Source organism: Candidatus Thermoplasmatota archaeon, from assembly GCA_035540375.1.
Taxonomy (GTDB): Archaea; Thermoplasmatota; SW-10-69-26; order JACQPN01; family JAJPHT01; genus DATLGO01.
In genome coordinates this window covers 1-20,330 of record DATLGO010000015.1, presented here as the reverse complement: position 1 = coordinate 20,330, position 20,330 = coordinate 1, and the positions used below count along the sequence as shown (strand labels likewise).

Annotated in this window: 27 protein-coding genes; 11 read left to right on the top strand and 16 right to left on the bottom strand. The window is 71.1% G+C overall.

The annotated features are described in order from the left end of the window. Nucleotides 1–17 precede the first annotated feature (17 nt). On the top strand, nucleotides 18–719 hold the full coding sequence (locus VM889_01745) for a cytochrome c biogenesis protein CcdA (GenBank protein HVL47260.1): 702 nt from the start codon (nucleotides 18–20) through the stop codon (nucleotides 717–719). Here VM889_01745 and VM889_01740 read toward each other — a convergent pair whose 3' ends face one another. Next, complete coding sequence (locus VM889_01740) at nucleotides 720–1,253, bottom strand: TlpA disulfide reductase family protein (protein HVL47259.1); 534 nt, start codon at nucleotides 1,251–1,253, stop codon at nucleotides 720–722. It abuts the gene before it with no gap. Nucleotides 1,254–1,445: 192 nt separating this feature from the next. Between VM889_01740 and VM889_01735 the strand changes: the two genes are divergently transcribed. Genes VM889_01735 through VM889_01720 form a run of 4 tightly spaced genes read left to right on the top strand, consistent with a single transcriptional unit; the run spans nucleotide 1,446 to nucleotide 4,332 of the window. After that, nucleotides 1,446–2,558 carry a hypothetical protein gene (locus VM889_01735; protein HVL47258.1) on the top strand — a complete coding sequence of 371 codons (1,113 nt, stop codon included), beginning with the start codon at nucleotides 1,446–1,448 and terminating at the stop codon, nucleotides 2,556–2,558. A 4-nt stretch (nucleotides 2,559–2,562) separates the two neighbouring features. Then, on the top strand, nucleotides 2,563–3,570 hold the full coding sequence (locus tag VM889_01730; protein ID HVL47257.1) for a hypothetical protein: 1,008 nt from the start codon (nucleotides 2,563–2,565) through the stop codon (nucleotides 3,568–3,570). 41 nt (nucleotides 3,571–3,611) lie between these two features. Then, a complete protein-coding gene (locus VM889_01725; protein HVL47256.1) occupies nucleotides 3,612–4,013 on the top strand; it encodes a hypothetical protein in 402 nt (133 codons plus the stop codon). A 55-nt stretch (nucleotides 4,014–4,068) separates the two neighbouring features. Next, the gene (locus VM889_01720) at nucleotides 4,069–4,332 is read left to right on the top strand and encodes a hypothetical protein (GenBank protein ID HVL47255.1); all 264 of its coding nucleotides are present in this window, start codon (nucleotides 4,069–4,071) and stop codon (nucleotides 4,330–4,332) included. Nucleotides 4,333–4,335: 3 nt separating this feature from the next. Here the strand turns inward: VM889_01720 and VM889_01715 are convergent, their stop codons facing one another. Next, on the bottom strand, nucleotides 4,336–5,388 hold the full coding sequence (locus VM889_01715; GenBank protein ID HVL47254.1) for a UbiA family prenyltransferase: 1,053 nt from the start codon (nucleotides 5,386–5,388) through the stop codon (nucleotides 4,336–4,338). Between the two features lie 47 nt (nucleotides 5,389–5,435). Between VM889_01715 and VM889_01710 the strand changes: the two genes are divergently transcribed. After that, nucleotides 5,436–5,930 (top strand): carboxymuconolactone decarboxylase family protein, encoded by a 495-nt coding sequence (locus tag VM889_01710; GenBank protein ID HVL47253.1) that lies wholly within the window; start codon nucleotides 5,436–5,438, stop codon nucleotides 5,928–5,930. A 45-nt stretch (nucleotides 5,931–5,975) separates the two neighbouring features. Here VM889_01710 and VM889_01705 read toward each other — a convergent pair whose 3' ends face one another. Together VM889_01705 and VM889_01700 are read right to left on the bottom strand one after the other, a co-directional pair. Beyond that, nucleotides 5,976–6,419, bottom strand: coding sequence for a hypothetical protein (locus tag VM889_01705; protein HVL47252.1), 444 nt, complete (start codon nucleotides 6,417–6,419; stop codon nucleotides 5,976–5,978). A gap of 387 nt (nucleotides 6,420–6,806) precedes the next feature. Then, on the bottom strand, nucleotides 6,807–7,439 hold the full coding sequence (locus VM889_01700; protein HVL47251.1) for a class I SAM-dependent methyltransferase: 633 nt from the start codon (nucleotides 7,437–7,439) through the stop codon (nucleotides 6,807–6,809). A gap of 261 nt (nucleotides 7,440–7,700) precedes the next feature. On the opposite strand from VM889_01700, the gene VM889_01695 reads away from it, so the two are divergent. Beyond that, a complete protein-coding gene (locus tag VM889_01695; GenBank protein ID HVL47250.1) occupies nucleotides 7,701–7,829 on the top strand; it encodes a hypothetical protein in 129 nt (42 codons plus the stop codon). On the opposite strand, the gene VM889_01690 is transcribed toward VM889_01695, so the two are convergent. The 4 genes from VM889_01690 to VM889_01675 all read right to left on the bottom strand — a co-directional run bounded on the left by VM889_01690 (nucleotide 7,830) and on the right by VM889_01675 (nucleotide 9,637). Next, nucleotides 7,830–8,018, bottom strand: coding sequence for a hypothetical protein (locus VM889_01690; protein HVL47249.1), 189 nt, complete (start codon nucleotides 8,016–8,018; stop codon nucleotides 7,830–7,832). It lies immediately after the preceding gene. Further along, entirely contained in the window at nucleotides 8,015–8,590 is a 576-nt protein-coding gene (locus VM889_01685; GenBank protein ID HVL47248.1) for a metal-dependent hydrolase, read from the bottom strand. The genes VM889_01690 and VM889_01685 overlap by 4 nt, the downstream gene beginning before the upstream one ends. Nucleotides 8,591–8,632: 42 nt before the next feature. Then, nucleotides 8,633–8,848, bottom strand: coding sequence for a hypothetical protein (locus VM889_01680; GenBank protein HVL47247.1), 216 nt, complete (start codon nucleotides 8,846–8,848; stop codon nucleotides 8,633–8,635). 69 nt (nucleotides 8,849–8,917) lie between these two features. Beyond that, on the bottom strand, nucleotides 8,918–9,637 hold the full coding sequence (locus VM889_01675) for a hypothetical protein (protein ID HVL47246.1): 720 nt from the start codon (nucleotides 9,635–9,637) through the stop codon (nucleotides 8,918–8,920). 82 nt (nucleotides 9,638–9,719) lie between these two features. On the opposite strand from VM889_01675, the gene VM889_01670 reads away from it, so the two are divergent. The 3 genes from VM889_01670 to VM889_01660 all read left to right on the top strand — a co-directional run bounded on the left by VM889_01670 (nucleotide 9,720) and on the right by VM889_01660 (nucleotide 10,964). Further along, nucleotides 9,720–9,944, top strand: coding sequence for a hypothetical protein (locus VM889_01670; protein HVL47245.1), 225 nt, complete (start codon nucleotides 9,720–9,722; stop codon nucleotides 9,942–9,944). A 106-nt stretch (nucleotides 9,945–10,050) separates the two neighbouring features. Then, a complete protein-coding gene (locus VM889_01665; GenBank protein ID HVL47244.1) occupies nucleotides 10,051–10,389 on the top strand; it encodes a DUF5611 family protein in 339 nt (112 codons plus the stop codon). 44 nt (nucleotides 10,390–10,433) lie between these two features. Further along, a complete protein-coding gene (locus VM889_01660; protein HVL47243.1) occupies nucleotides 10,434–10,964 on the top strand; it encodes a VIT1/CCC1 transporter family protein in 531 nt (176 codons plus the stop codon). Here the strand turns inward: VM889_01660 and VM889_01655 are convergent, their stop codons facing one another. Further along, a complete protein-coding gene (locus VM889_01655; GenBank protein HVL47242.1) occupies nucleotides 10,965–12,491 on the bottom strand; it encodes a phenylalanine--tRNA ligase subunit alpha in 1,527 nt (508 codons plus the stop codon). It lies immediately after the preceding gene. A gap of 1 nt (nucleotide 12,492) precedes the next feature. Further along, on the bottom strand, nucleotides 12,493–13,920 hold the full coding sequence (locus VM889_01650; GenBank protein ID HVL47241.1) for a tryptophan--tRNA ligase: 1,428 nt from the start codon (nucleotides 13,918–13,920) through the stop codon (nucleotides 12,493–12,495). Between the two features lie 143 nt (nucleotides 13,921–14,063). Between VM889_01650 and VM889_01645 the strand changes: the two genes are divergently transcribed. Next, nucleotides 14,064–14,531 (top strand): hypothetical protein, encoded by a 468-nt coding sequence (locus VM889_01645; protein HVL47240.1) that lies wholly within the window; start codon nucleotides 14,064–14,066, stop codon nucleotides 14,529–14,531. Here VM889_01645 and VM889_01640 read toward each other — a convergent pair whose 3' ends face one another. The 6 genes from VM889_01640 to VM889_01615 all read right to left on the bottom strand — a co-directional run bounded on the left by VM889_01640 (nucleotide 14,532) and on the right by VM889_01615 (nucleotide 20,238). Continuing rightward, complete coding sequence (locus VM889_01640; protein ID HVL47239.1) at nucleotides 14,532–15,098, bottom strand: CBS domain-containing protein; 567 nt, start codon at nucleotides 15,096–15,098, stop codon at nucleotides 14,532–14,534. Nucleotides 15,099–15,322: 224 nt separating this feature from the next. Further along, on the bottom strand, nucleotides 15,323–16,393 hold the full coding sequence (endA, locus tag VM889_01635) for a tRNA-intron lyase (GenBank protein ID HVL47238.1): 1,071 nt from the start codon (nucleotides 16,391–16,393) through the stop codon (nucleotides 15,323–15,325). 2 nt (nucleotides 16,394–16,395) lie between these two features. Continuing rightward, the gene (gene purQ, locus VM889_01630; protein HVL47237.1) at nucleotides 16,396–17,241 is read right to left on the bottom strand and encodes a phosphoribosylformylglycinamidine synthase subunit PurQ; all 846 of its coding nucleotides are present in this window, start codon (nucleotides 17,239–17,241) and stop codon (nucleotides 16,396–16,398) included. Next, nucleotides 17,238–19,673, bottom strand: a complete 2,436-nt coding sequence (purL, locus tag VM889_01625) for a phosphoribosylformylglycinamidine synthase subunit PurL (GenBank protein HVL47236.1) — start codon at nucleotides 19,671–19,673, stop codon at nucleotides 17,238–17,240. Before purL ends, purQ begins: the two co-directional genes overlap by 4 nt. Before the next feature lie 5 nt (nucleotides 19,674–19,678). Next, on the bottom strand, nucleotides 19,679–19,927 hold the full coding sequence (gene purS / locus VM889_01620; GenBank protein HVL47235.1) for a phosphoribosylformylglycinamidine synthase subunit PurS: 249 nt from the start codon (nucleotides 19,925–19,927) through the stop codon (nucleotides 19,679–19,681). Nucleotides 19,928–19,959: 32 nt separating this feature from the next. Further along, complete coding sequence (locus VM889_01615; protein ID HVL47234.1) at nucleotides 19,960–20,238, bottom strand: winged helix-turn-helix domain-containing protein; 279 nt, start codon at nucleotides 20,236–20,238, stop codon at nucleotides 19,960–19,962. Between the last annotated feature and the right edge of the window lie 92 nt (nucleotides 20,239–20,330).

Genomic DNA, 20,330 nt, shown 5'->3' with positions numbered 1-20,330 from the left:
GGGGGGTGTTTCCGCGCGTGCCGGTCGATCCGTTCCTCGCGGCGTTCGCCTTCTCGGCCGGCGTCGGCACCTTCCTCAGCCCTTGCAGCGTCGCGCTTGTTCCGGCCTACGTCGCATTCTACGCGGGGCTCGACGCCAAGGCCCGTCGCGGGACGGCCGCGAACGCGCTTCGGGGAGCCCGCGTGGGTCTCGCCGCGGCCGGAGGCGCCCTCGCCCTCTTCCTCGCCGCGGCCCTCGTCGTCTACCTGCTGCGCGTGCGATTCGCCCTCACGTCGGCCGCGCTCGCCTCGGCCGTCGGCGCGCTGAGCATCGCCGCCGGTCTCGCGCTCATCCTGCTCGGCCTGCTCATCCTCGCGGACCGCGCGCCCACGTTCGCCCCCAGGCTCACCGCGCCTCGCGGTCGCGGTCCGCTCGCGATGGCGGGCTTCGGCGTCGTCTTCGCGATCGCGAGCCTCGGTTGCACGCTTCCGCTCTTTCTCGGCGTCGTCGTCGCCTCCTTCGACCAGGACGCGATCGGCGCCGCCGCGGCGCTCGCGGCGTTCGGGGGCGGCATCGCCGCGCCCCTCCTCGCGCTGAGCGTCGCGACCGCCGTCGCGGGCGACGCGGCGCGCGCGTTCGTCGCGCGCGCGGCGCGGATCGCGAAGAAGGCGGGCGGCGTCGTGCTCGTCGCGGCCGGCCTGTACGTGATCTACTACTACACGCTTCTCGCGCCGCTTTGATCAGGCGCGCGCGAGCCTGTCGAGGGCCCTGCGGAGCGCGTCCTCCGTGACCTGGCCGTAGCCCCACCGCTCGACGACCTTTCCGTCGCCGTCGAGAAGCACGACGCTGCTCTGCGACGTCACGCCGAAGGTCCTCTGGAGCTTCTGGCCATGGTCGATGCCGTGGGGCCAGGGCTGGCCGTGGCGGGCCTTCCAGGCCTCGAGATCGCCGTCCGTTTCGAGCGGATCGTATCCCACGGAGAACAGGCGAACCCCGCGCTCGGCGTAATCGCGCTCGATCGAGGCGAGGACGGGGGCTTTGGAGCGGCAGGAGCCGCACCAGGTCGCCATGAAGAAGAGGACGACGGCGTCCCCCGCCGTCGTTTCGCGCGCATGCGTGACGCCCATCGTGTCGCGAAGCGACCACGCGGGCCCCTGCGCCGCGTCCGGGTCCTGGTCGATCGGGGCCGGGACCCCCGAGTTCGACTGGCCGATGCATCCCGCAAGGGGCGCCGCGACGAGACCGAGGACGGCGAGAGCGAGGAGGGGTCGCACGAAACGTCATCGCGTCTCCTCCTTTATGGACCTGTCCGAATCCGACGCGCGTTTTCGTCCCGGCTCTGACATGTCGACTTTCCCCAAGAGCGCGGCGCGGGGCGCTCGCGACCGCCCGCGCCGTCGCCCGTCCGGCCGTCAAAGGAGTGATTGAGAACCCGTGAATAGGCCCCCCCACAGAGCCGCGGGTCCATGCGCCGCGAAATCGAGTCGGGACTCGCCGGTCTTCGCGAGCACCTCGTCCGCGCCTCGCGGGCGAGCCTCGTCCTCCTCTTCGGCAGCGGCTTCCTCGCCGTCGTCGGCGTCGCGGCCGCGGTCTGGAGCGTGTATGCCCAGGACTTCTCGCGATACGGGTTCCGCGAGCTTGCGGGCCTCGCGCTCGGCCTCTCCCTCCCGACCTTCCTCGCAGGCGTGCTCCTCGCGTATCCGCAGCGTCTCCTCGAGCGCTTCGTCGGCGCCGCGGGGGCGCTCCTTGTCCTTGCGGGCCTCGCCGCCTTCGCATGGCTCTATCCGTACAACTGGAACGTCCAGGCGCGCACGGACTGGAGCCCGCAGATCATCCTCGTGTACGCGACGGGCCTCGGCGTTCTGAGCGTGCTGGTCTTCCGCGCGGTCCTCTCGCGCTTCCTCCCCGAGTCCGAGACGGAAGCGTTCGAGGACGTGAGCGAGGACGAGATCCGCGCGGACCTCGAGAACGCCTCGCGCGCCACGCTCAACTGGGGCGGCATCGCCTCGCGGGGATCCCCGCCGCTTTCCGTGACGCTCCCGGCGAACTCGGCCGAGACGCTCTCGCTCAGCCGCATGGTCGGAACGACCGTGACGCTCGACGACGCGCCCCACGCCTCGACGACGCGTCTTCGCGCGATGCGCGGAAGCTTCGTCGAGTGGAGCGAATCCGACTCGACGCTCGGCGAGACGAGCGCGCTCGCGGCCCTCCGCGCCGCGAAGCAGGCCGAGCTCGAGGCGAGCTTCTGGTTCCGCCTCAAGACCGGCCGCCTCTTCGGGCTCGATCGCCTCTTGGCGCCGCGCGCCGCCTCCGCGGTCCCGGCGGACGAGGACGGCCCCGTGGCCGAGGTCCCGCAGGCCGCGGCCTGGCTCGAGGATCCTTACCGCGGCGACCGCGCGGACCTCGCGGCCGCGCTCGAGCTCGACAGGACGCTCCGCCTCGCGCCCCTCGCCGCGAAGCGCGCGGACCCCTACCGCGCGGGCGCGAGCGACCTCGCGGCGGCCGCGGAACTCGACCACATCGCGCGCTCGATGCGCGCGCTTCACGCTCCTCTCCCTGGCGAACAGAAGGAAAGGTGACAGAATGCCCAAGGGTCTCGACATCGGTACGATGAACATCGTGAGCGCCAAGCCGAAGGACGGACAGATCGACCTGACGAAGCAGAGGAACCTCTTCGTCGAGGTCGAGTACTCCGACATCGCCGAGAAGATGCTGAGCCGCAGCAACGTGCTCTACATCAAGAACGGCAAGAAGGTGTACATCGTCGGCGAGGACGCGCTGAACTTCGCGAACATCTTCAACAAGGAGACGCGCCGCCCGATGAACGCGGGTATCCTCTCCCGGAAGGAGAAGGACGCCATCCCCATGATCCGCCTCATCGTCGAGCGCGTCGTGGGCGCCCCGCACAAGAAGGGCGAGCACGTGTACTTCACGTGCCCGGCGAAGCCGGTCGACGCGCCGATCGACACGCTCTACCACCAGAAGACGCTCGAGGCGATCCTCCATAACATGGGCTACAACGCCCATGCGATCAACGAGGGCATGGCCGTCGTCTACTCGGAGCTCGCCGACTCGAGCTTCACGGGCCTCGGCGTGTCCTTCGGCGCGGGCATGACGAACGCGTGCCTGTCGTACTACGCGGTCCCCGTGACGCAGTTCAGCGTCGCGCGCGGCGGCGACTGGATCGACAACTCGGTCGCGCAGGCCACCGGCACGCCGGTCGACCGCGTGACGGCCGCGAAGGAGCGCGACTTCCGCCTCGACGCCTCGAGCCACCTCGGTGAGCTCCAAGGCGCGCTCGCGGTGTACTACGACAACCTGCTCGAGTACGTCGTGCGCGGTCTCGAGCGCCAGACCCGCGACGCGAAGGTCCAGGAGGATCTCGAGATCCCGTGCGTCATCACGGGCGGTACGGCGGCGCCAAAGGGCTTCCGCCAGGCCTTCGAGGCCAAGCTCCGCGAGGCGGACCTGCCGTTCCGCGTGAAGTCGGTGAGCGAAGCGCGCCACCCGCTCTACAGCGTCGCGCGCGGCGCCCTCGTCGCGGCCCAGGCCGAAGAGGGCGACCACCACCACAAGGACTCGAAGAAGTAGCGCACGCGAAGCCTTATGGCGGCCCGGGTCAGCGTTGCCTCATGCAACGCGAAACCCCGGCCGCCGACGCGGCGGAGGGCCTCCGCCGCTGGGCTTCGGGAGAGCCCCTGGTACGGCACCTGCGGACGGTCCTCCCCGCCTTGGCAGAGGCAGGTGACCGGCCGGGGCTCTTCGTGGACGCCGCGGCGACCCCCTGGATCGACGTCGAGGGCGACCTCCGCGTGAGCGTGCTGCGACTCTGGTCCGTCGCGATCGACGGGTCGCGCACGCTCGTCGGCCAGGTGCAGGCGACCGCGTCCCGCGACGGTGACCGGCGCCTGCGCGCCTACGTTCACCGGCCCGAGATGTTCCACACCGAGGAGCAGGCAGGCGAGGACGCCTGGTTCCTCCAGGTCCTCGACGCGCACTACGAGCGCGGCGGCGCGCCGCTCGCCCTCGCCTGATGCCTCGGACGGTGTGAGCCCAAGCTATATGAGGCCCGGCCGCCAAGCGGGAGCGTTGACCGCCCCGCGCGAGCACGCCGAAGGCGCCGCCTGCAAGCCGCGCCGATTCACCGGCCGGAGCGCCGTTTTCGCGGCGCTCTTCTGCGCCCATTGCACGCTCACGGGCGTCGCCGCGTTCCTGGCCGCGGGCCTCGCCGGCGCGCCGCTCCTCTTCGGCGTCGGCCTCGACTGGATCCTGCCGCCTTTCTTCATCCTCGGAGCCTTCGGGCTCTGGGTCTGGAGCGGGCGCCGGGGCGAGCCGGCCGCGCGAGCCGAGTGACGGTCAGCCGCGCCAGAGTCCCGTGTACATCAGCGCGAAGACGAGATTCACGGCGAGGAAGGTGAGGCTCGCGAGGACGATGCCTTTCACCATCTCGGGTCCGTCGCGGGCGTGCCCGATGAACGTGTGGTATTGCCACACGAGGAGGGGAGCGAAGATGGCGAGCAGGGGGAACATCGCGCGCGGGATGATCGTGCCCGTCCACGCGAAGCCGAGCGCGCCGAGGTTCGCGGCCACCCAGCACGCGAAGCCGACCCGGTAGGCGCGGTCGCGACCGAGCTTCGTCGCGAAGGTCGCGTAGCCCGCGCGCACGTCCGCATCGTAATCGACGAGCGTCGTCGGGACATAGACGGCGGCCGCGACGAGAAGCGCCTGCGGCATGAAGAGCCAGGGCGCTTCGGCGAGGGGACGCGCGACGCTCCAGCCCGCAAGGCCCGCAAGGCCTCCCACGCCCATGGCGTTCACGAGGACGTCCGCGCCGGGGCGCGTCTTGAGCCGGAGGGGCGGGGCGGAGTAGGCCCACGCGAGCGCGAGGGCGCCCGCGACGAGCGCCGCGAACTCGACGTTGACGAGGAGGGCGAGCGCTAGGGCCGAGGCGCCCGCAAGCCGCGCCGTCGCGCGCGCCCATCCCGCCGTCACGATGCCCTGGACGAGCGGGCTTCTCGCCTTGCGCGGGTTCAGGCGGTCGCCCGCGAGGTCGTGCACGTCGTTCACGAGCAAGGTGGCGAGCCACACGAGGGGCCCCATGACGACCGCCGCGAGGAGGAACGGCCACGCGTCCTGGAGCCACCCGACGAGCGTCGCGAGGAACTCCGACGTCGTCGCGCCCTCCGTCGACGCGCGGCTCCAGAACGCGAGCCACGCGCCGAAACCGGGCGCGATCTCGCGCGTCGCAAGCAGGTGCCCGACAACCATCGGGACGAGGCTCACGAGCCAGATTTCGGGGCGCGCGAGGCGCCAGAGGGCGAGCGCCGCCTCCCCGATGAGCAGCCTGGGCGGGGGCGCGGGGTCGAGCGTCTGGACCATGGCGCGTGCGGGATCGGTGAGGGTCCGCATAACGTCGCGCCTCCCGGTAGCCCGAAGACCTTTGCACGACGCCGGTCGTGGCCGCCGCGAAGGTGAACCTCGTGGCGACCCGAACCCTGCCCCCCGAACACGTCCCGCAGAACATCAAGAGCGAGATCGAGCAGTCGCTCGGCATGGTGCCCAGCTTCTTCGGCGCGGTCCCCAAGACCGCGGTCGAGACGGCGTGGATGTCGATGCGCGACTTCGAATCGAGCGAGGAGACGAAGCTCGACAACAAGACGAAGCAGCTCATCGGCCTCGGCGTCGCGTCGCAGATCCCCTGCACGTACTGCGTCCTCTACCACACGGAGGCCGCGAAGGCGCTCGGCGCGACCGAGGAGGAGCTGCGCGAGGCCACCTTCATGGCCGCCACGACCCGCATGTGGTCCACGGTCCTGAACGGCATGGCGGTGGACTTCCGCGAGTTCAAGGACGAGACGAAGGAGATGATCCAGCACATGAAGCAGCAGATGGGCGGCAGCGCGGGCGGCGAGAAGGCGCGCGCGCAGCCGACCTCCGGCATGCGGCGCTGAATCTCCTCCGAGCCGCGCGTTCCCCCGCGCGCGGCTCCGCTTTTTCTACTTCGCAAGACGCGCGAAAACGGAGGCGTGGTCCCCGTAGAACTCCCCGGGCGCCTTGCCGACGGGCGTGAAGACGAGCTCGAGCGTGTCGGGCGTGCCCTTGAGGTCCTTCGGGGCGTTCACTTCGTACACGAGGATGAGATACCACCGGTCGTCCTCGGGGCCCGTGGCCGGATAGCTCTGGACGTCGACGAGCTTCGGCTCGCCGAGCGGCGTCTCGAACCACGACTTCGCGACGCGCTTCGCGGCGTCGAGCGGCGCCTCGTTGAGGCGGATGTTCTCGCCCGGGAGGGACCAGGCGTCGGGGCTCGCCTCGAGCCGCATCGTCGCGACGCGACGCTCGCCGTCGCGGACGGCGAGGAACGCCTGGAGTCGGAGGTGGGTGCCGTTCTCGTGTCGGAACTTCGCGAGGATGGGCTCGCCGGCGGGGCGGACGTGCATGTCGCCGCGATGGCGCGGGGCCCCCTTAACGGTGCGGTCCGGCGCGCTTCAAAAGCCCGCGCCCGCCGCGGCGTAGCACGCCCGCGGCGCGAAGCGCCAGCTTCATTTCGGGAAGCTCGTTCCTAAGGATCGGGTCAGGGCTCACCGGCCTCCGGTACCCGGATGATTGCGCCGCCGACCGCCGCGCGACGGCCCCACGCCGTCCCGTGGCGACTCACGCATCCCATCCCATTTCCGAGCCAGCCGCGGGACACGCCTCGGGCCACGCATCCCTCATGCGCGGACTCCTTTGCATCCCACGAACGGCCGACGACACACACCAAACGGGGCGTGACGCCGCTTTCGAGCGGCGCCCCCTGATCGGGGGCCGGGAGTCAACCCATCCTTCTACGCGTCCTCGCGTCGCGCGAGGGCGAGCCCGTCGCCCGCCATCAGGACGGCGCTTGCGAACTTCCGCGACCGCGTGAGCTGGTCGAGGAACGCGCGCGCCCCGAGGCCCGCCGCGTTCGCGCCCTTGGGGGCCGCCCCCTTCGCGAAGACGTGCGCGACGACGAGGAGCGCGCCGGGTCTCATCTTCGGCGCGAGGAACTGGAAGATGCCGGGGTAGATCATGGGGTCAGCGTCGAGGAGGACGAAGTCGTACGTCCCGGCGAGGCCGGGCACGGCGTGGCGCGCGTCGTCCGCGATGACGTTCGCGCGCCCGGCGAAGCCGAGCGTCTCCAGGTTCTTGCGCGCGGCCTCGGCGCGGGGCTCGTCGATCTCGATCGTGTCGACGGTCGCGTCGTCCGGAAGCGACCCGAGGAGCCACGCGGTCGCGTTGCCGAGGGCGGTCCCGATCTCGAGGACGCGCTTCGCGTCGTGGGCGCGCGCGAGGAGCGCGATGAGCCGAAGCTCCTCGGGGGAGAGGGGCGTCACCTCGGCCTCGCGCGTGAGCTTCGCGAGCTCCGGGAGCGGTTCGGGGCCTTCGCCCTGGGCGGCGCGCACCCACGCGAGGATTGCGTCGTCGTTCTCGGGGATCACGCGCGGGGGAAGGCGGGGTCCGGCATAAGGGCCACGCCGCCCCCGACCCGGACCCGGTCCCGGTCCCGGTCCCGGACCCGGACCCGGACCCGGTCCCGGTCCCGGACCCGGCGCCCGGTCCCGGACCCGGACCCGGCGCCCGGTCCCGAATCCCGGCGCCCGTCACCCGGCGCACGGCGCCCGGTCCCGAGTCCCGGCATCCGGCGCCCAGCGCGGGCGCGGGTGTCGGGCTTATGCCGCGTCGGCGCCTTGGCGCGCTCGATGGCAAACGCCCCCGAAATCGCGTTCTGGTGCCTGTGCGGCTGGGAGGGGACGGGTCCGGTCCTGGACGCGCATTTCAACCCGTGGTGTCCGAAGTGCGGCCGCCCCGCGGATTTCAAGCTGCCCTGATCAGGCGTGGCGTCGGGTGCGCCAGATGGCCTTGACGGGCCAGCTCACGAGGGCGATGACGAGGCCGACGATGAACAGGAGGATGCCGGTCACGAGGATGGGAAGGCCGACGACGAAGCCGAGGACGTTGCTCAACGTGATGAGGATGCCCAGGATGGCGAAGGCGACGCCCCATGCGGCGAGGCTCATGCCTCGTCGTCGCGGGGCCCGCTTGCTTGAGACTTGACGCCCTTTCTTCGATGCGAGACGAAGCGGCGGACCTTCAGGACCCCGACGGCGAGGATGGCGACGAGGATGAACGCCCAGGCGGCGGTTTCGTCGTAATCGAGCCACGGGTAGAACTCGACGGTCGTGGGGGCGCCGGGCGCGCTGCAGTCGCCGTAGTAGAAGTGGGGCGTGTTGGTGGCGGTCGCGACGACGATGGTGAAGTAGTAGCACACGTTGTAGTCGGTGAACGGCCAGAGCAGCGTCGCGCCGCCGACGAAGACGTCGAGCACCAGGTGGCTTGCGAGGTAGGCGGTCGCGACGAGCATCCATTCCCGCGTCTCGCGGTCGCGCCGTCGGTGCGCGTGGAGGGCGACCGCGAGCGTCGGCGCGAGGAGGAACACGTTGTGCAGCCACGACCGGTGGACGCCGACGAAGTGGTCGAGGTCGGGCAGCAGGACGAGGGGGAGGAGCCAGAACGCCTTCCTCCTGTCGATGCCCGGGATGGCGAGCATCGCGAGCAGGGGGACGAGGAGGTGGAAGGTGAGCGAGGCCACGGCGGGCCTAGCGTCTCAAGGGAGAAAAAGCGCGCGGAAGGGTCACGCGAGGCCGCGCTCGCCGTGGGCCGCGGCCCAGGGGCGCATCGCCGCGCGGACGACCTCGACGCTGCCGGGGTGCGCGCACACGACGTGGAGGGCGCGCGTCTCGAGGTCCACGAGGGCGGCGACGACGCCGTCGAGCCCCGTGGCGTGGGCGAGGAGGGTCTCGACCTCGGCGCCGGCGAGCGGACCGAGCGGGATGGTGACCGACTTCACGAGGACGTATGGCGTCGTCTCCGGTCATAAGGCGTGCGACCGGTCCCGAACCTTACGGGACGAGGATGTCTAATTCCGGACACGCTCGACCGGCGCGGACGCGAGGACCGGTCCGGGCCCGAGACGGAGCGCCTCGAGCGCGGGCTCCCACGCGTACGGCGCGCCCCGGGGCTTCGCGGCGCGAACGGCTTCGGCGACGCGGGGCGCGAGCGCGATGTCGCGCACGACGATCTCGATCGCGTTCATCGGCGGGGGCGGCGGGAGGCCGCGGCCCCGCTCGCGCAGCGCGCGGTCGACGGTCTCGAACGAGGGGCCTGTCCACGCGGCCGCGTCCACGAAGCCGAAGCGCGCGTAGCTCGTCGCGCCCTTGACGCCGCAGCCCCCGCCGAGGTCGAAGGCCTGCGCGATGACGGGCGCGAGGCGCTTGACGCCCGCGCGGCAATCGACGCCCGCCTCCATCCAGCTCACGACGACGGCGTCGTACGGGGCCGCCACGTCCTCGACGCGCGCGGAACGGACGGGGAAGAAACGACCGACCCGGCGCGAGGCGAAGCCCGCGTCGCCGGGGTCCACCGCGTCGACGTCGCATGCCTCCGCGAGGAGCCGCGCGAGGAGGCCGCTGCCGGCGCCCGCCTCGAGGACGCGCGGCCGCGCGCGTCCGCTCGCGGCGCGCAGGCCCGCGACGAGCCGCGCGACGTCGAGCCGCGTCGGGGGCCAGAGGAGGGCGGCGCGCGCGTCGCCGCTTCTCGGCGAGAAGTCTGCGATCGCGAGCGCGGTCGGGTCGTCCACGCGAGCGCGAGGACGCGCGCGCTCATGAAGCCTGGGCCGGGCGTACAAGACCCTTGAAATACCCCCTGGCGAACACTCGGGCGTGACTGCGAAACGGAAGCCGTCGCGAAGCTCGAAGAAGAACGCGGCGGCGCGCCGCGCCGCGCCCAAGACGCGCGACCGGATCGGTCGCATGAGCGCCCCGATCGCGCTCATCGACATGTGTCCGACGCACGTGAACGGCGCGTACGCGTACCCCGAAGGCAAGGTCGCCTTCTTCCGTTTCGAGCGGGCCTCGTCGCAGGTCCGCGATGGTCTCGAAGCTTGAGTCAGGAGGGCCGCGGCTGGGAGGCCGCGGCCCCTCTCTTCCCCTTCAAACCGCGGGCGGGTCCGGACCCGATACGCTTTTCACGTTGTCCACGATTCGCGCTCCCATGCGCGACTATGAGCTCCGCCGCGGCCACTGGAAGAACATCGACGGCGACGCGCTCCTCCACCTCATGCAGGACGTCTTCGGCGAGACGAAGACCGAAGACAAGGGCTACGTCGTCGAGAACTTCGGCGCGCTCCAGCGCCTCTACGTCGAGAAGCTCGGCAAGACGCACCTGCGCGTCGACACCGTGATGAACCCGAAGGTCGCAGGCGAGGAGAGCCAGAAGACGATCCGCGCCTACTACGACTTCCTGGAGCTCGCGACGGGCTACAACGCGAAGGAGCGCCAGAAGCGCCTCAAGAAGGAAATCGAGAAGGAAGGCGAGGCGCCCGAAGTCTGATCGAGGCGCCACGCTGAAGCAGCGCGTCCGCCCATGCTGCGCGCATGCCCGACGCCGTCGTCGGCCGGCCTCCTACGGGGCCGGGCCATTATCTCCGGGATGCGGTCTACGGCGCGAACGACGGCGTCATCACGACGCTCGCGGTCGTGAGCGGCGTCGAAGGCGCCGCGTTCCCACCCATCGTCGCCATCGTCCTCGGCCTCGCGAACCTCGCGGCCGACGGACTCTCGATGGGCGCAAGCAACTATCTCGGCCTCAAATCGGAGCTGGAGCAGACGGGCGCCTCGGTCGCGGAGGAGAAGCCCGTGCGCCACGCGTTCGCCACGTTCCTCGCATTCATCCTCGCGGGCGCCGTCCCGCTCCTCGCGCTTCTCGTCCCCGTGGGGCCGGGCCTCGGGCGTTTCGCGGTCGCGATGGCGCTCGCCCTCGTCGCGCTCGGCGCGATCGGCGCCGCGCGCGCGGCGTACCTGCCTTCCGGGGCGTTGCGCGCCGGCCTCGAGATGGCGCTCGTGGGCGGCGGGGCGGGCCTTGCGGCCTTCGCGATCGGACGGATCGTCGGCGGGCTGGCCGCGTGATCAGTCGACGAGCGGCGCGGAGCGGAGCCAGTCGATGTCGGGGAGGTACAGCTCGCGCACGTCCTTGAGGCCGAGCTTCATCATCGCGAGGCGCTCGAGGCCGAGGCCCCACGCGAGGACGGGGCGCCGGATGCCCATCGGCTCCGTGACCTCGGGCCTGAAGATGCCGGCGCCGCCGAGCTCCATCCACCGGTTGTTGTAGTGGACCTCGAACTCGAGCGACGGCTCCGTGTAGGGGAAGTACGCCGGGCGCACGCGGACGCCTTTCGCGCCGAGCTGCGTCGTGAATTCGCGCAGGAGCGCGATGAGGGTACGGAGATTGCCGCCCTCCTCGTGCACGACGCCCTCGACCTGGTGGAACTCGGGCAGGTGCGTCGCGTCGATGGCCTCGTTGCGGAACACGCGGTCCACGCTGAAGATCTTGATCGGCGCTTCCGGGTGGGCCTTGAGGTACTGGAGCGTGTCGGGCGTCGTGTGCGTGCGCAGGAGGTTCTGCTCGGCGACGCGCGGGTCCCAGGCGTGGCGCCAACCCGTCGAGCCCGTGCCGCCCCCGTTCTCGTGGACGGCCTTGATCTTCTTCACGTACGGCTCGTTCGAGAGGTCCGCGGTCGCGGGCCGCTCCAGGTAGAAGGTGTCCTGCATCGCGCGCGCCGGGTGGTCCTGCGGCACGAAGAGCGCGTCGAGGTCCCAGAAGGCGCTCGTGACGTACGGGCCCTCGATCTCCGTGAAGCCCATCGAGAGGAAGATGTGGCGGACCTCGTCGATGACCTGGCGAAGCGGGTGCTTCTTGCCGCCCGTCGCCGTGGGCGCGAACGCGGACACGTCGTACGGGCGGATCTTCTCGCGCCGCCACGCGCCCGAGGTGATGAAGTCGGGCGTGATCTGGCTCACGCCCTCGTCCTCGATCGTGATGCCCGCCACGAGCGCGCGGCGGCCCTTCTCGGTCAGGTGGACGACGCGCGTGATCTCCTCGCGGCGACGCACGAGGTTCTGCCGTCCGAGCAGGAGCTTCAGGCCGTCGGGATCGAGGTCCTGCTCCGGGACCTCGCCGTCGCGCAGCATCGCGAGCACGATTTCGTCGGGCATGAGGCCGCTCGCGTCGAGGAGCTTCCGGCCCTGGTCGGTGATCTCGAGGACGCTCCCGCCCGCTTCCTTGCGGATGTCCACGAGACCCTTGCGCTTGAGCCACCCGGTCGCGATGTTGGCCTCGTCGGCGCCCACGTTCGGGTCCGCCGAGACGTCGGCGACGGTCGCGCGGCCGCCGCGCGCGGCGAGGGCGACGAGGGCGCGGCGCTCGGGGAGCCCGCGCTCGAGCGCGTCGGCGCCTTCGCGGCCGAGCGCGATGAAGTTCCGCATCGTCTCCTCGTGCCGCACGAGGCCCTTGGCCTGCAGCCACGAGGATCCGTTCATGACCTCGACGATCTCGCGGAAGGCCCCGCGCGCGAGGATCTCGTCCGGGGTCGCCTTCTCGCCGATCGCGCCGAGCGCGACGAGCACGCGCTTCTCGGTGGGGCTCAGGGGTTCCATGTCATTCGCTCCTCACGGTGGCCTTTAGGGCGCTCTCTGCGGCCTTCCGGCCGTCGGCGAGGTCGCCCACGAGCTTCGCGATCGCGGGCTTGCCGTAGATGGATTTGCACTCGCCGCAGAGCATCTTCCCGCCCGTGCCCTTCTCGAAGGCCTCGGCGAGCCTGTCGTCGTCGGGGACGAGGTGGTAGACGTATGTCTCGTACGCCATGCACTTGCCGCAATCGGCGCCGAGGCGGCGCTGCTCCTCGGCGGTCGCGCGGCCGCCGGTCACGGCGCCCGCGAGCTTCTTCTCGGCGAGCGCGGGCGGATCGTTGAGCGCGATGTGCGTCTCGGGCTTCGAGGACGACATCTTGCCGCCCGTGAGCCCCTGCATGAAGCGGTGGTACGTCGAGGCGGGGGCGACGAAGCCGAAGCCCTCGAGCGCCGACGCCTCGAACTTCGCGAGCGCGAGGTCGAGGTCGTACACGTCCCGCGCCGAGGCGGCCTTCCAGGTGAGCGTGCCGTAGGGGACGTTCTTCTCGACGTCGCTCGCGCCGATCGCGTGGAGCGCCTCGCGGAGCGCGGCTTCGAGGAGCGCCTTGGTCTCGTGGCCCGGCTTTCCCGCGAGCTCGGGCCGGCGGCGGGCGAGGGCCGCATGCAGGCGCTCGACGGTCGCCTTGTCCTGGTTGTCCTTGAGCGCGACCACGACGCCCTTGCCCGGTTCGTGGTTGATCGAGAAGATGCGCGTCGCCTGCGCGAGGTCGCGGGTGAGGCGGATGTGCGGGTCCTGGTCGACGCCGACGGGCACGACGACGGGCCGGGGCCCCCCGTACTCGGGAAGCTGCACGTGGAGGATGTCGCCCACCTGGACGAGGGGCGCCATCGCGTGCCCCATGTTGGTCTCGCCCGAGAATCCGTAGATGGCCTCCATCGTGGACCAATTGATCCTGCGCCCGAGCTTCCACGCGAGGTCCTTGACCGCGGCGCGCTCGCTCTGGAAGTAGATCTGCGTGCGGTCCGGCTTGAGGCCCAGGGCGAAGTAGTTCGGGAGGTAGTCGCTCATCGCGATCTCCCGGGCGCGCTCGAGGGTGAGGCCGCGCGTGACGTGCGCCTCGACGTCGGCGACGACGATGAAGACGTCGGCGCCGAGGCTCTGGTAGTAGCGCACCTGGTCGATCACGAGCTTGTGGCCGAGGTGCATCGGCCCGCTCGGCATGAGGCCCGTGAGCACCGCCCAGGGGTCGCCGCGCTCGATCGCGCCGAAGACGCGGTCGAAGCCGCGCTCGCCGAACACGATGCCGCGCCGCACGATGGGCGGCGGGGGCGGGAGCCCGCGCTGTCGGGCGAGGGCGGCGAGGCGCTCGCCGTAGTCGAAGGCCGCGATCCCGAACTCGTCGCGCAGCCGCTGATAGTCCGTGGATTGCTGCGACGACCAGGGATCGATCCGCATGGGCGAGCGCGGATGGAGGGTGTGGCCCTTAAAGCGTTCGGGGCCCGGCCGCGCCGCGCGCCCCGAACGGGTCTCGCCTCCGGGCGAAGCGCCGTTTCGCCGCGGCCGCATCTGGCATGGCGCCTCCCCGCCTCCTTACCTGCGTGCTCCGTCGCCACGCGACGCTCGCGCGGAGGCTCCGCCCGCTGCATCGCCTCTTCCAGGCGGGACTCGGCATCCTCGCGAGCCAGCACCCCGCCGTCGTCGACGCGTGCGGCGGCCGCGTCGCGTGGGGCGGTCTTTGGAACGTGAAGGAGGGCGGGGTGGCCTTCGTCGGCCCGCGCGCGACGTACGCCGTCGTCCCGACGCTCGAGGGAGCGTGGTGCGTCGGCCGCGCGGGCGCGCCCGTCGTCCGCGCGGTCGACGGCGTCCTCGACGCGATGTTCCATACCGCCGCGGGCGTTCTCGAGAGCGCGAAGCCCGGGCGGGAAGGCAACGAGATCGCCCGCTCGTTCTTCTACCTGCAGCGGGGGATCGACGAGCCCGAATTCGTCGCGCAGTATGTCGCCCTGGCGCACGCGCGCGTCCGTCCCGAGCCGCTCGTCGAGCTGTTCGGCCTGGGCGGCCGGTGATCAGGGTCGGCCGGTCGAGGGCGCGGGACCCTCGGGGGTCGGCGCCGTCACGGGCCGAAGCGCTTCCTCGGGGGGCAGGCGTTCCGCCTTCGTCGGGCTTCGCAACGCTCGGAGGATGCGCTTGCCCCCCGTGAGCACGTGCGTCTCCTCCATGGCCTGGTGGGTCTCCTCGAGAAGCACCGCCTCGATGAGGTCTTTCGCGACGACCGCGACGTCGCTGATGCTGACGATGCCGAGAAGCTCGTTGTACTCGTTCACCACGGGGATGCGTCGGGCCACGTTGGCGCTGCGCATGGTGTCGATCGCGGAGAAGATGTTGTCGTCGAGGGTGAGGCGCGCCGGATCGCGCGTCATCACGTCCTCGACGGGGGTGCGATCGGGCGCGAGTCCTTCGGCGACGACCGTCGTCGCGATGTCGCGGTCCGTCACGATGCCCGCGACCTTTCCGCGCTCGAGGACGACGACGGCGCCCACGCCCTTGTCCCGCATCTGGCGCGCGACCTTGTCGACGGTATCCGAAGCGTCGCACGCGACCGGGTGCGGCGTCATGAAGTGCTCGACGTGCATGGGTCCCGTGGCCCCGCCTCCGTCGAAGAACCGTGTGGCCCCAGGGTCGATCGAAAAGGTGCGGCGCGGCCGGGCGCGGGAAGGTGGGAGGCTGAGAGGCTTGGAGGAAGGCGCGCCCGGCCGGGCCCGCTCCTGCGTCGTCGCTCCACCCCCCGCGTCAAAAGCGTTGTGGATGAAGGATCGCACCGTGGCCGTCGCGGCGACGGTTTCGGGACTCCAGCCGCTCAGGGCCGGGTCCGCGTCAGCTCGACGTAGCGGCCTCCGCTCGTCGCGAAGAGCATCGCCTTACGGACGCCGTGAGCGAGACGGATGAAGCCCGCGATCTCGGGCCAGGGAACGCCCTTCTCCCCGAGCACGTGCACGAGGTAGGGCGCGTGCCCCTCGTCGGGACCCGAGCGGTACACGCGGAAGTGCGTGCCGTACTTGAAGCCGGTCTTCACGACGAGCGCGCGGGCCCTGAGGTCGCGGAAGACGGGATAGAGCGCGTCGAATTCAGGGTTGAGGCCCCGCGCGCGGGCGCGGAACGCGGAGGCCGCCACGCGCTCGCCGCTCGCCGCGTCCTCGAGGCCCATCCCCGTTTCCTCGAGGAGGTAGAGCGTTTCCTCGGGCGAGAGCTGGCGGCCGGGCGAGAGCGCGCGGCCGTAATGCTCCTCCGAGGCGAGGGCGTCCGCGAGGGCGCCGTGCGCGACGACGCGGTCCGCGAGCAGGTGCGCGCGCTCGCCCGAATGGTCGCGCGGCCGAACCGGCACCTCGCCGCGGGGATCCGCGAGCTTCACGTCGTAGTAGGTGAGGTCCCCCTCCTCGTCCACGATGGCCGCAAGCAGGCTCTTGCCGAGGCCCGCGGCCCGCGCCGCCTCCTCGGCCCATCGCGCCGCGTGGAACGCGACGCGCTCGGTGCCCGCGCGGACGAGCGTCGACGACGGCGTCTTGCCCGGGAAGCCGCCGCGCGGATACAGGTGGAAATCGTACGCCTTCACGAGCGGGTCCTGCGAGGGCACGCCGGCCTTCACCAGGAAGCCGCGGTTGCGGAGGTCGCGGTACACGACGTAGCGCACCTCGAACTCGCGCTCCGAGCGCGCGCCGAGCGCGAGGAGGTCCGCGGGGTCCATGCGGCGTCCCGCGTCCTCGACCGAGAGGCGTCCCGCGTCGACGAGGTAGAGCGCCTCGACGATGTCGAGGTCGATGCCGCCGCCCGAGAGCGGCGTGCCGAAGGCGCCCTTGTTGTAGAGCGGGCTCGCCTCCTTCTCGTCGCGCAGGAGGACGCGGTTGCCTTTCAGCGATCCCGTGGGCGCCATCGTCAGAGCGTCTTCTCGACGTACCTGAGCACGCCTTCGAAGATCGCGCGTCCGTCGCCCGCCGCGTCCGGCTTCGCCTTCGCGTCGCGCGTCCAGTCCGGGTGCTGGTACCGGTGGAAGACGCGCTCCGGGTGCGGCATCATGCCGAACACGGTGCCGGCCTCGTTCGTGATGCCCGCGACGTCGCCGGGGGCGCCGTTCGGGTTCCACGGGTAGCCCGCGGGCTTCCCGTCGGGGCCCACGTAGCGGAAGAGGATCTGGTCGTTCTTCTCGAGGTCCTTGAGGATGCGCGCGATCGCGTCCTTCGGGTAGAGGAGCTTGCCCTCGCCGTGGCTCGCGATGATCGTGCGCACCTCGCCCGTCCGGATGCCGCGCGTCGCGACGCAGCGACCCTTGTTCACGTGCTTGAGGTGCACGGGGCGGCACTCGTAGCGGTTGGAGTCGTTGATGTGCAGCACGGCCTGCGGATCGGGGCTCATGACCTCGTGTCCGATCGCCGGCAGGAGGCCCACCTCGACGAGCACCTGGAAACCGTTGCAGATCCCGCCGACGGGCTTGCCCTCCGCGACGAACGCCTCGAGCTCCTTCGCGTGGCGGGACTTCAGGCGCGCGGCCCAGATGGCGCCCGCGCGGATGTAGTCGCCCGCGCTGAAGCCGCCCGGGATCATGAGGGCCTGGTAGTCCTCGAGCCTGCGGAAGTCCTCGGGCGCGACCTTCGATCGGTCGAGCTGGTTCATGTGGACGAGCTCCGCCGAGGCGCCGAGCTCGCTGAAGCAGCGCGCGGTCTCGGCCTCGGAGTTCGTGCCTTCGATGCGGAGCACCGCGACGCGAATGTCCTTGCGCTTCATCGCTTCCGACCTCCCTTCGACCGGCGGGCCGCGGGTTTCGCGGCGCGCTTCGCCTTCGCCGCGCGGCGCGCCTTCGGCGCGACCGCGGGCGGCGCGGGCGAAAGCGACCCCACGAGCCTCGGGAGCGCTTCCGTCCACGCGCGGCGGGCGTCGACGAGCGCGAGCTTCGCGACCGTCGAGCGGCCCTGCTTGAACACGAGATCCCTGCCGCCGACCGCGCCGAGGAGCGCGAGGGGCGCGCCCGCCTTGCGGAAGTGCGCTTCGAGCTTCTTCGGGTCCTTCGCCTCGACGACCCAGCGCGTGTTGGACTCGCTGAAGAGCGCGACGTCCGCACGGACGTCCTCGGGGATCTTCACCGTCGCGCCGAGGTCGCCGCCGAAGGCCATCTCGGAGACGGCGACGGCGAGGCCGCCCGCGCTCACGTCGTGCGCGGCGGCGACGAGGCCCTTCTCGATCGCTGTGACGAGCGCCTCGCTCCAGACCTTCGTGACGCGGAAGTCCACGCGCGGGACGCGGTTCGACTTCAGGCCGAGGAGGCGGTTGAATTCGCTGCCGCCCATCTCGTCGCGGGTGACGCCGACGAGGTAGAGCTTCGCGCCCTTCTTCTTGAGGTCCGTCGTGACGCACTTGCGGATGTCCTTCACGAGGCCCGCGCCGAGGAGCGTGGGCGTCGGCGGGATGGGCGTCGTCGGGGACTCGTTGTACATCGAGACGTTGCCCGAGATGAACGGGACGCCGAGCGCGCGCGCCGCGTCGCCGAGGCCGCGCGTCGCCTCCTCCGTCTCCCACATGCGGTTCGGCCGCTGCGGGTTCGCGAGGTTCAGGTTGTCGGCGACCGAGTCGAGGCGCGCGCCGACCGCCGCGAGGTTGCGGACGACCTCGTCGAAGGCGCTCGCCGCGCCCCAATACGGGTCGATGTCCGTGAAGTTCGGGTTCACGTCGGTCGTGAGCGCGAGGCCGCGCCACGAGGAGGCGACGGGCTTGAGGACCGTCGCGTCGCCGTGCGAGGCGACGCCGACCTTGCCCTGGAGGGGCTTGATGACGGTGTTCGCCTTGACCTCGTGGTCGTACATGCGGATGACGAGCTCGCGCGAGCAGATGTTCTCTGACGCGAGGAGGTCCTTCAGCGTCTTCGACCAGTCCTTGCGCGGCCTCGCCTTCTCGTCGACATCCACCGTGGCGGGCTTCTCCATGGGGCGGTTGTAGACGGGGCCGCCGTAGAGGAACTCGCTTTCCATCTCGAGGACGGGCTCGCCCTTCCAGAGGACGCGCACGACCTTCTCGCGGATCGCCTCCGCGACGACGACGGCCTCGACGTCCCACTTCCGGGCGACGTCAAGGACCTTCTGCACGTTCGAGGGGCGCACCGTGACCATCATGCGCTCCTGCGATTCGGAGACCCAGACCTCCCACGGCTTCATGCCGGGTTCCTTGAGGTGAACCTTGTCGAGGTTCACGACGACGCCGAGGCCCGCGTCGAGCGCCATCTCGCCGCAGACGCACGAGAGGCCGCCGCCGCCGAGGTCCTTCATGCCCGTGAGGATACCCTTCGCGTTCGCCTCGAGCACCGCGTGGATGAGCGGCTCCTTCGTGATGGGGTCGCCGAGCTGCACGGCGGAGCGCGACGTCTCCTCCGCGTCCTCGGCGAGGTCGGCGCTCGCGAACGTGACGCCGTGGATGCCGTCGCGGCCCGTGCGGCCGCCGAGGAGGATAAACACGTCGCCGACGCCGCCCACGCGGCTGTGGATGAGGTGCTCCTTCGGCATGATGCCGACGCAGCCCACGTTCACGAGGTTGTTCGTGATGAACTTGGGGTGGAAGTGGATCATGCCCGCGACCGTCGGGATGCCGACGCGGTTGCCGTAGTCGCGGATGCCCGCGACGACGCCGCCGAAGAGGTAGCGCGGGGAGCGCGTGCCGGGCGGCAGCGCCTCGCGGGGCGTGTCGAGGGGGCCGAAGAAGAGGGGGTCGATGAGGCCGATGGGCTCGGCGCCCATGCAGACGACGTCGCGCAGGACGCCGCCGATGCCCGTCGCCGCGCCGCCGTACGGCTCGATCGCGGACGGGTGGTTGTGGCTCTCGATCTTGACGACATAGTGGTGCTTGTCGTCGAAGGGCGCGACGCCCGCGTCCTCGCGGCACACGAGCTTGTCCTCGTGGATGCCGTACACGTGGCGCTTGAGGACCGGCTTCGAGGACTTGTAGCAGCAGTGCTCGCTCCAGGCCTGGCCGAGGCTCTCGAGCTCCACGTCGCGCGGGTTGCGGCCCTTCGCCTTGAAGTGGTCGCGCACGACCTTCATCTCGTCGAGCGACAGGCCGATGCGCGTCTCGGCGCTGATCTCGAGGAGACCCTCGTCGCTCGCGTGCAGGAGGTCGACCTCGTAGACCGGCGGGTCCGCGCGCACGAGGCGCAGATACTTGTCGAGCGCCATGGCGATCAGGCCTTCGAGAGCGTGATCTTCGTCGTGTGGATCACGGGGTTCGAAAGAAGGCGGCGGGCCATCTCCTCGACCTGCTCGCGCGCGGCCGACTCGTTCGCGGCTTCGAGGTCCACCGTGAAGCTCTTGACGCTCTTCACGGCCTTGACGCCCCCGAATCCGAGAAGCTCGAGCGTCTTCTTCGTGTTCGCCCCTTCGGGATCCGTGACGCCCGGCCTCAGCTCGACCCGCACTTCCGCCCGGAACATGGCTGGCACCGGCCGACCATTCCCGGTCCCGGTTATAAGCGTAGGCCCGGCGCGCAGGCGGGCCCGCCCGCGAGGCGGCGCCGGACGCGGCCCACGTCGTCGAGGAGGGATCGCCCCTCCGGGGTCAGGCGGTAGGCGCCGCCTTCCCGCGGAAGGACGAATCCCCCGTCGACGAGAAACCCCAGGTACCGCGTGAGGAGCTCGTGGCTCAGGTTCGCGGCCGTCATGATCCTCGTCTTGCGCTCCCCTTCGTCCACGAGCCGGAGGACCGCGTGGATGATGTCGAGGGAGCTCCTGCGTCCGCCGAGCATCCAGCGGACCGGCCCCCCGGCGTCGCCTTGGGGCTTGTGGTTCAACGCGCGAACCGCGCCGCGACCGCAAAGCCCGCTGCAAGGAGCGCGAC

Excerpts from the sequence above, each read along its gene's own strand:
- VM889_01735 (HVL47258.1), top strand. The coding sequence starts at position 1,446 with ATGCGCCGCGAAATCGAGTCGGGACTCGCCGGTCTTCGCGAGCACCTC.
- VM889_01730 (HVL47257.1), top strand. The coding sequence starts at position 2,563 with ATGCCCAAGGGTCTCGACATCGGTACGATGAACATCGTGAGCGCCAAG.
- VM889_01725 (HVL47256.1), top strand. The coding sequence starts at position 3,612 with ATGCAACGCGAAACCCCGGCCGCCGACGCGGCGGAGGGCCTCCGCCGC.
- VM889_01715 (HVL47254.1), bottom strand. The coding sequence starts at position 5,388 with ATGCGGACCCTCACCGATCCCGCACGCGCCATGGTCCAGACGCTCGAC.
- VM889_01705 (HVL47252.1), bottom strand. The coding sequence starts at position 6,419 with ATGCACGTCCGCCCCGCCGGCGAGCCCATCCTCGCGAAGTTCCGACAC.
- VM889_01695 (HVL47250.1), top strand. The coding sequence starts at position 7,701 with ATGGCAAACGCCCCCGAAATCGCGTTCTGGTGCCTGTGCGGCTGGGAG.
- VM889_01690 (HVL47249.1), bottom strand. The coding sequence starts at position 8,018 with ATGAGCCTCGCCGCATGGGGCGTCGCCTTCGCCATCCTGGGCATCCTC.
- VM889_01665 (HVL47244.1), top strand. The coding sequence starts at position 10,051 with ATGCGCGACTATGAGCTCCGCCGCGGCCACTGGAAGAACATCGACGGC.
- VM889_01660 (HVL47243.1), top strand. The coding sequence starts at position 10,434 with ATGCCCGACGCCGTCGTCGGCCGGCCTCCTACGGGGCCGGGCCATTAT.
- VM889_01655 (HVL47242.1), bottom strand. The coding sequence starts at position 12,491 with ATGGAACCCCTGAGCCCCACCGAGAAGCGCGTGCTCGTCGCGCTCGGC.
- VM889_01650 (HVL47241.1), bottom strand. The coding sequence starts at position 13,920 with ATGCGGATCGATCCCTGGTCGTCGCAGCAATCCACGGACTATCAGCGG.
- VM889_01640 (HVL47239.1), bottom strand. The coding sequence starts at position 15,098 with ATGCACGTCGAGCACTTCATGACGCCGCACCCGGTCGCGTGCGACGCT.
- endA (HVL47238.1), bottom strand. The coding sequence starts at position 16,393 with ATGGCGCCCACGGGATCGCTGAAAGGCAACCGCGTCCTCCTGCGCGAC.
- purQ (HVL47237.1), bottom strand. The coding sequence starts at position 17,241 with ATGAAGCGCAAGGACATTCGCGTCGCGGTGCTCCGCATCGAAGGCACG.
- purL (HVL47236.1), bottom strand. The coding sequence starts at position 19,673 with ATGGCGCTCGACAAGTATCTGCGCCTCGTGCGCGCGGACCCGCCGGTC.
- purS (HVL47235.1), bottom strand. The coding sequence starts at position 19,927 with ATGTTCCGGGCGGAAGTGCGGGTCGAGCTGAGGCCGGGCGTCACGGAT.
- VM889_01615 (HVL47234.1), bottom strand. The coding sequence starts at position 20,238 with ATGCTCGGCGGACGCAGGAGCTCCCTCGACATCATCCACGCGGTCCTC.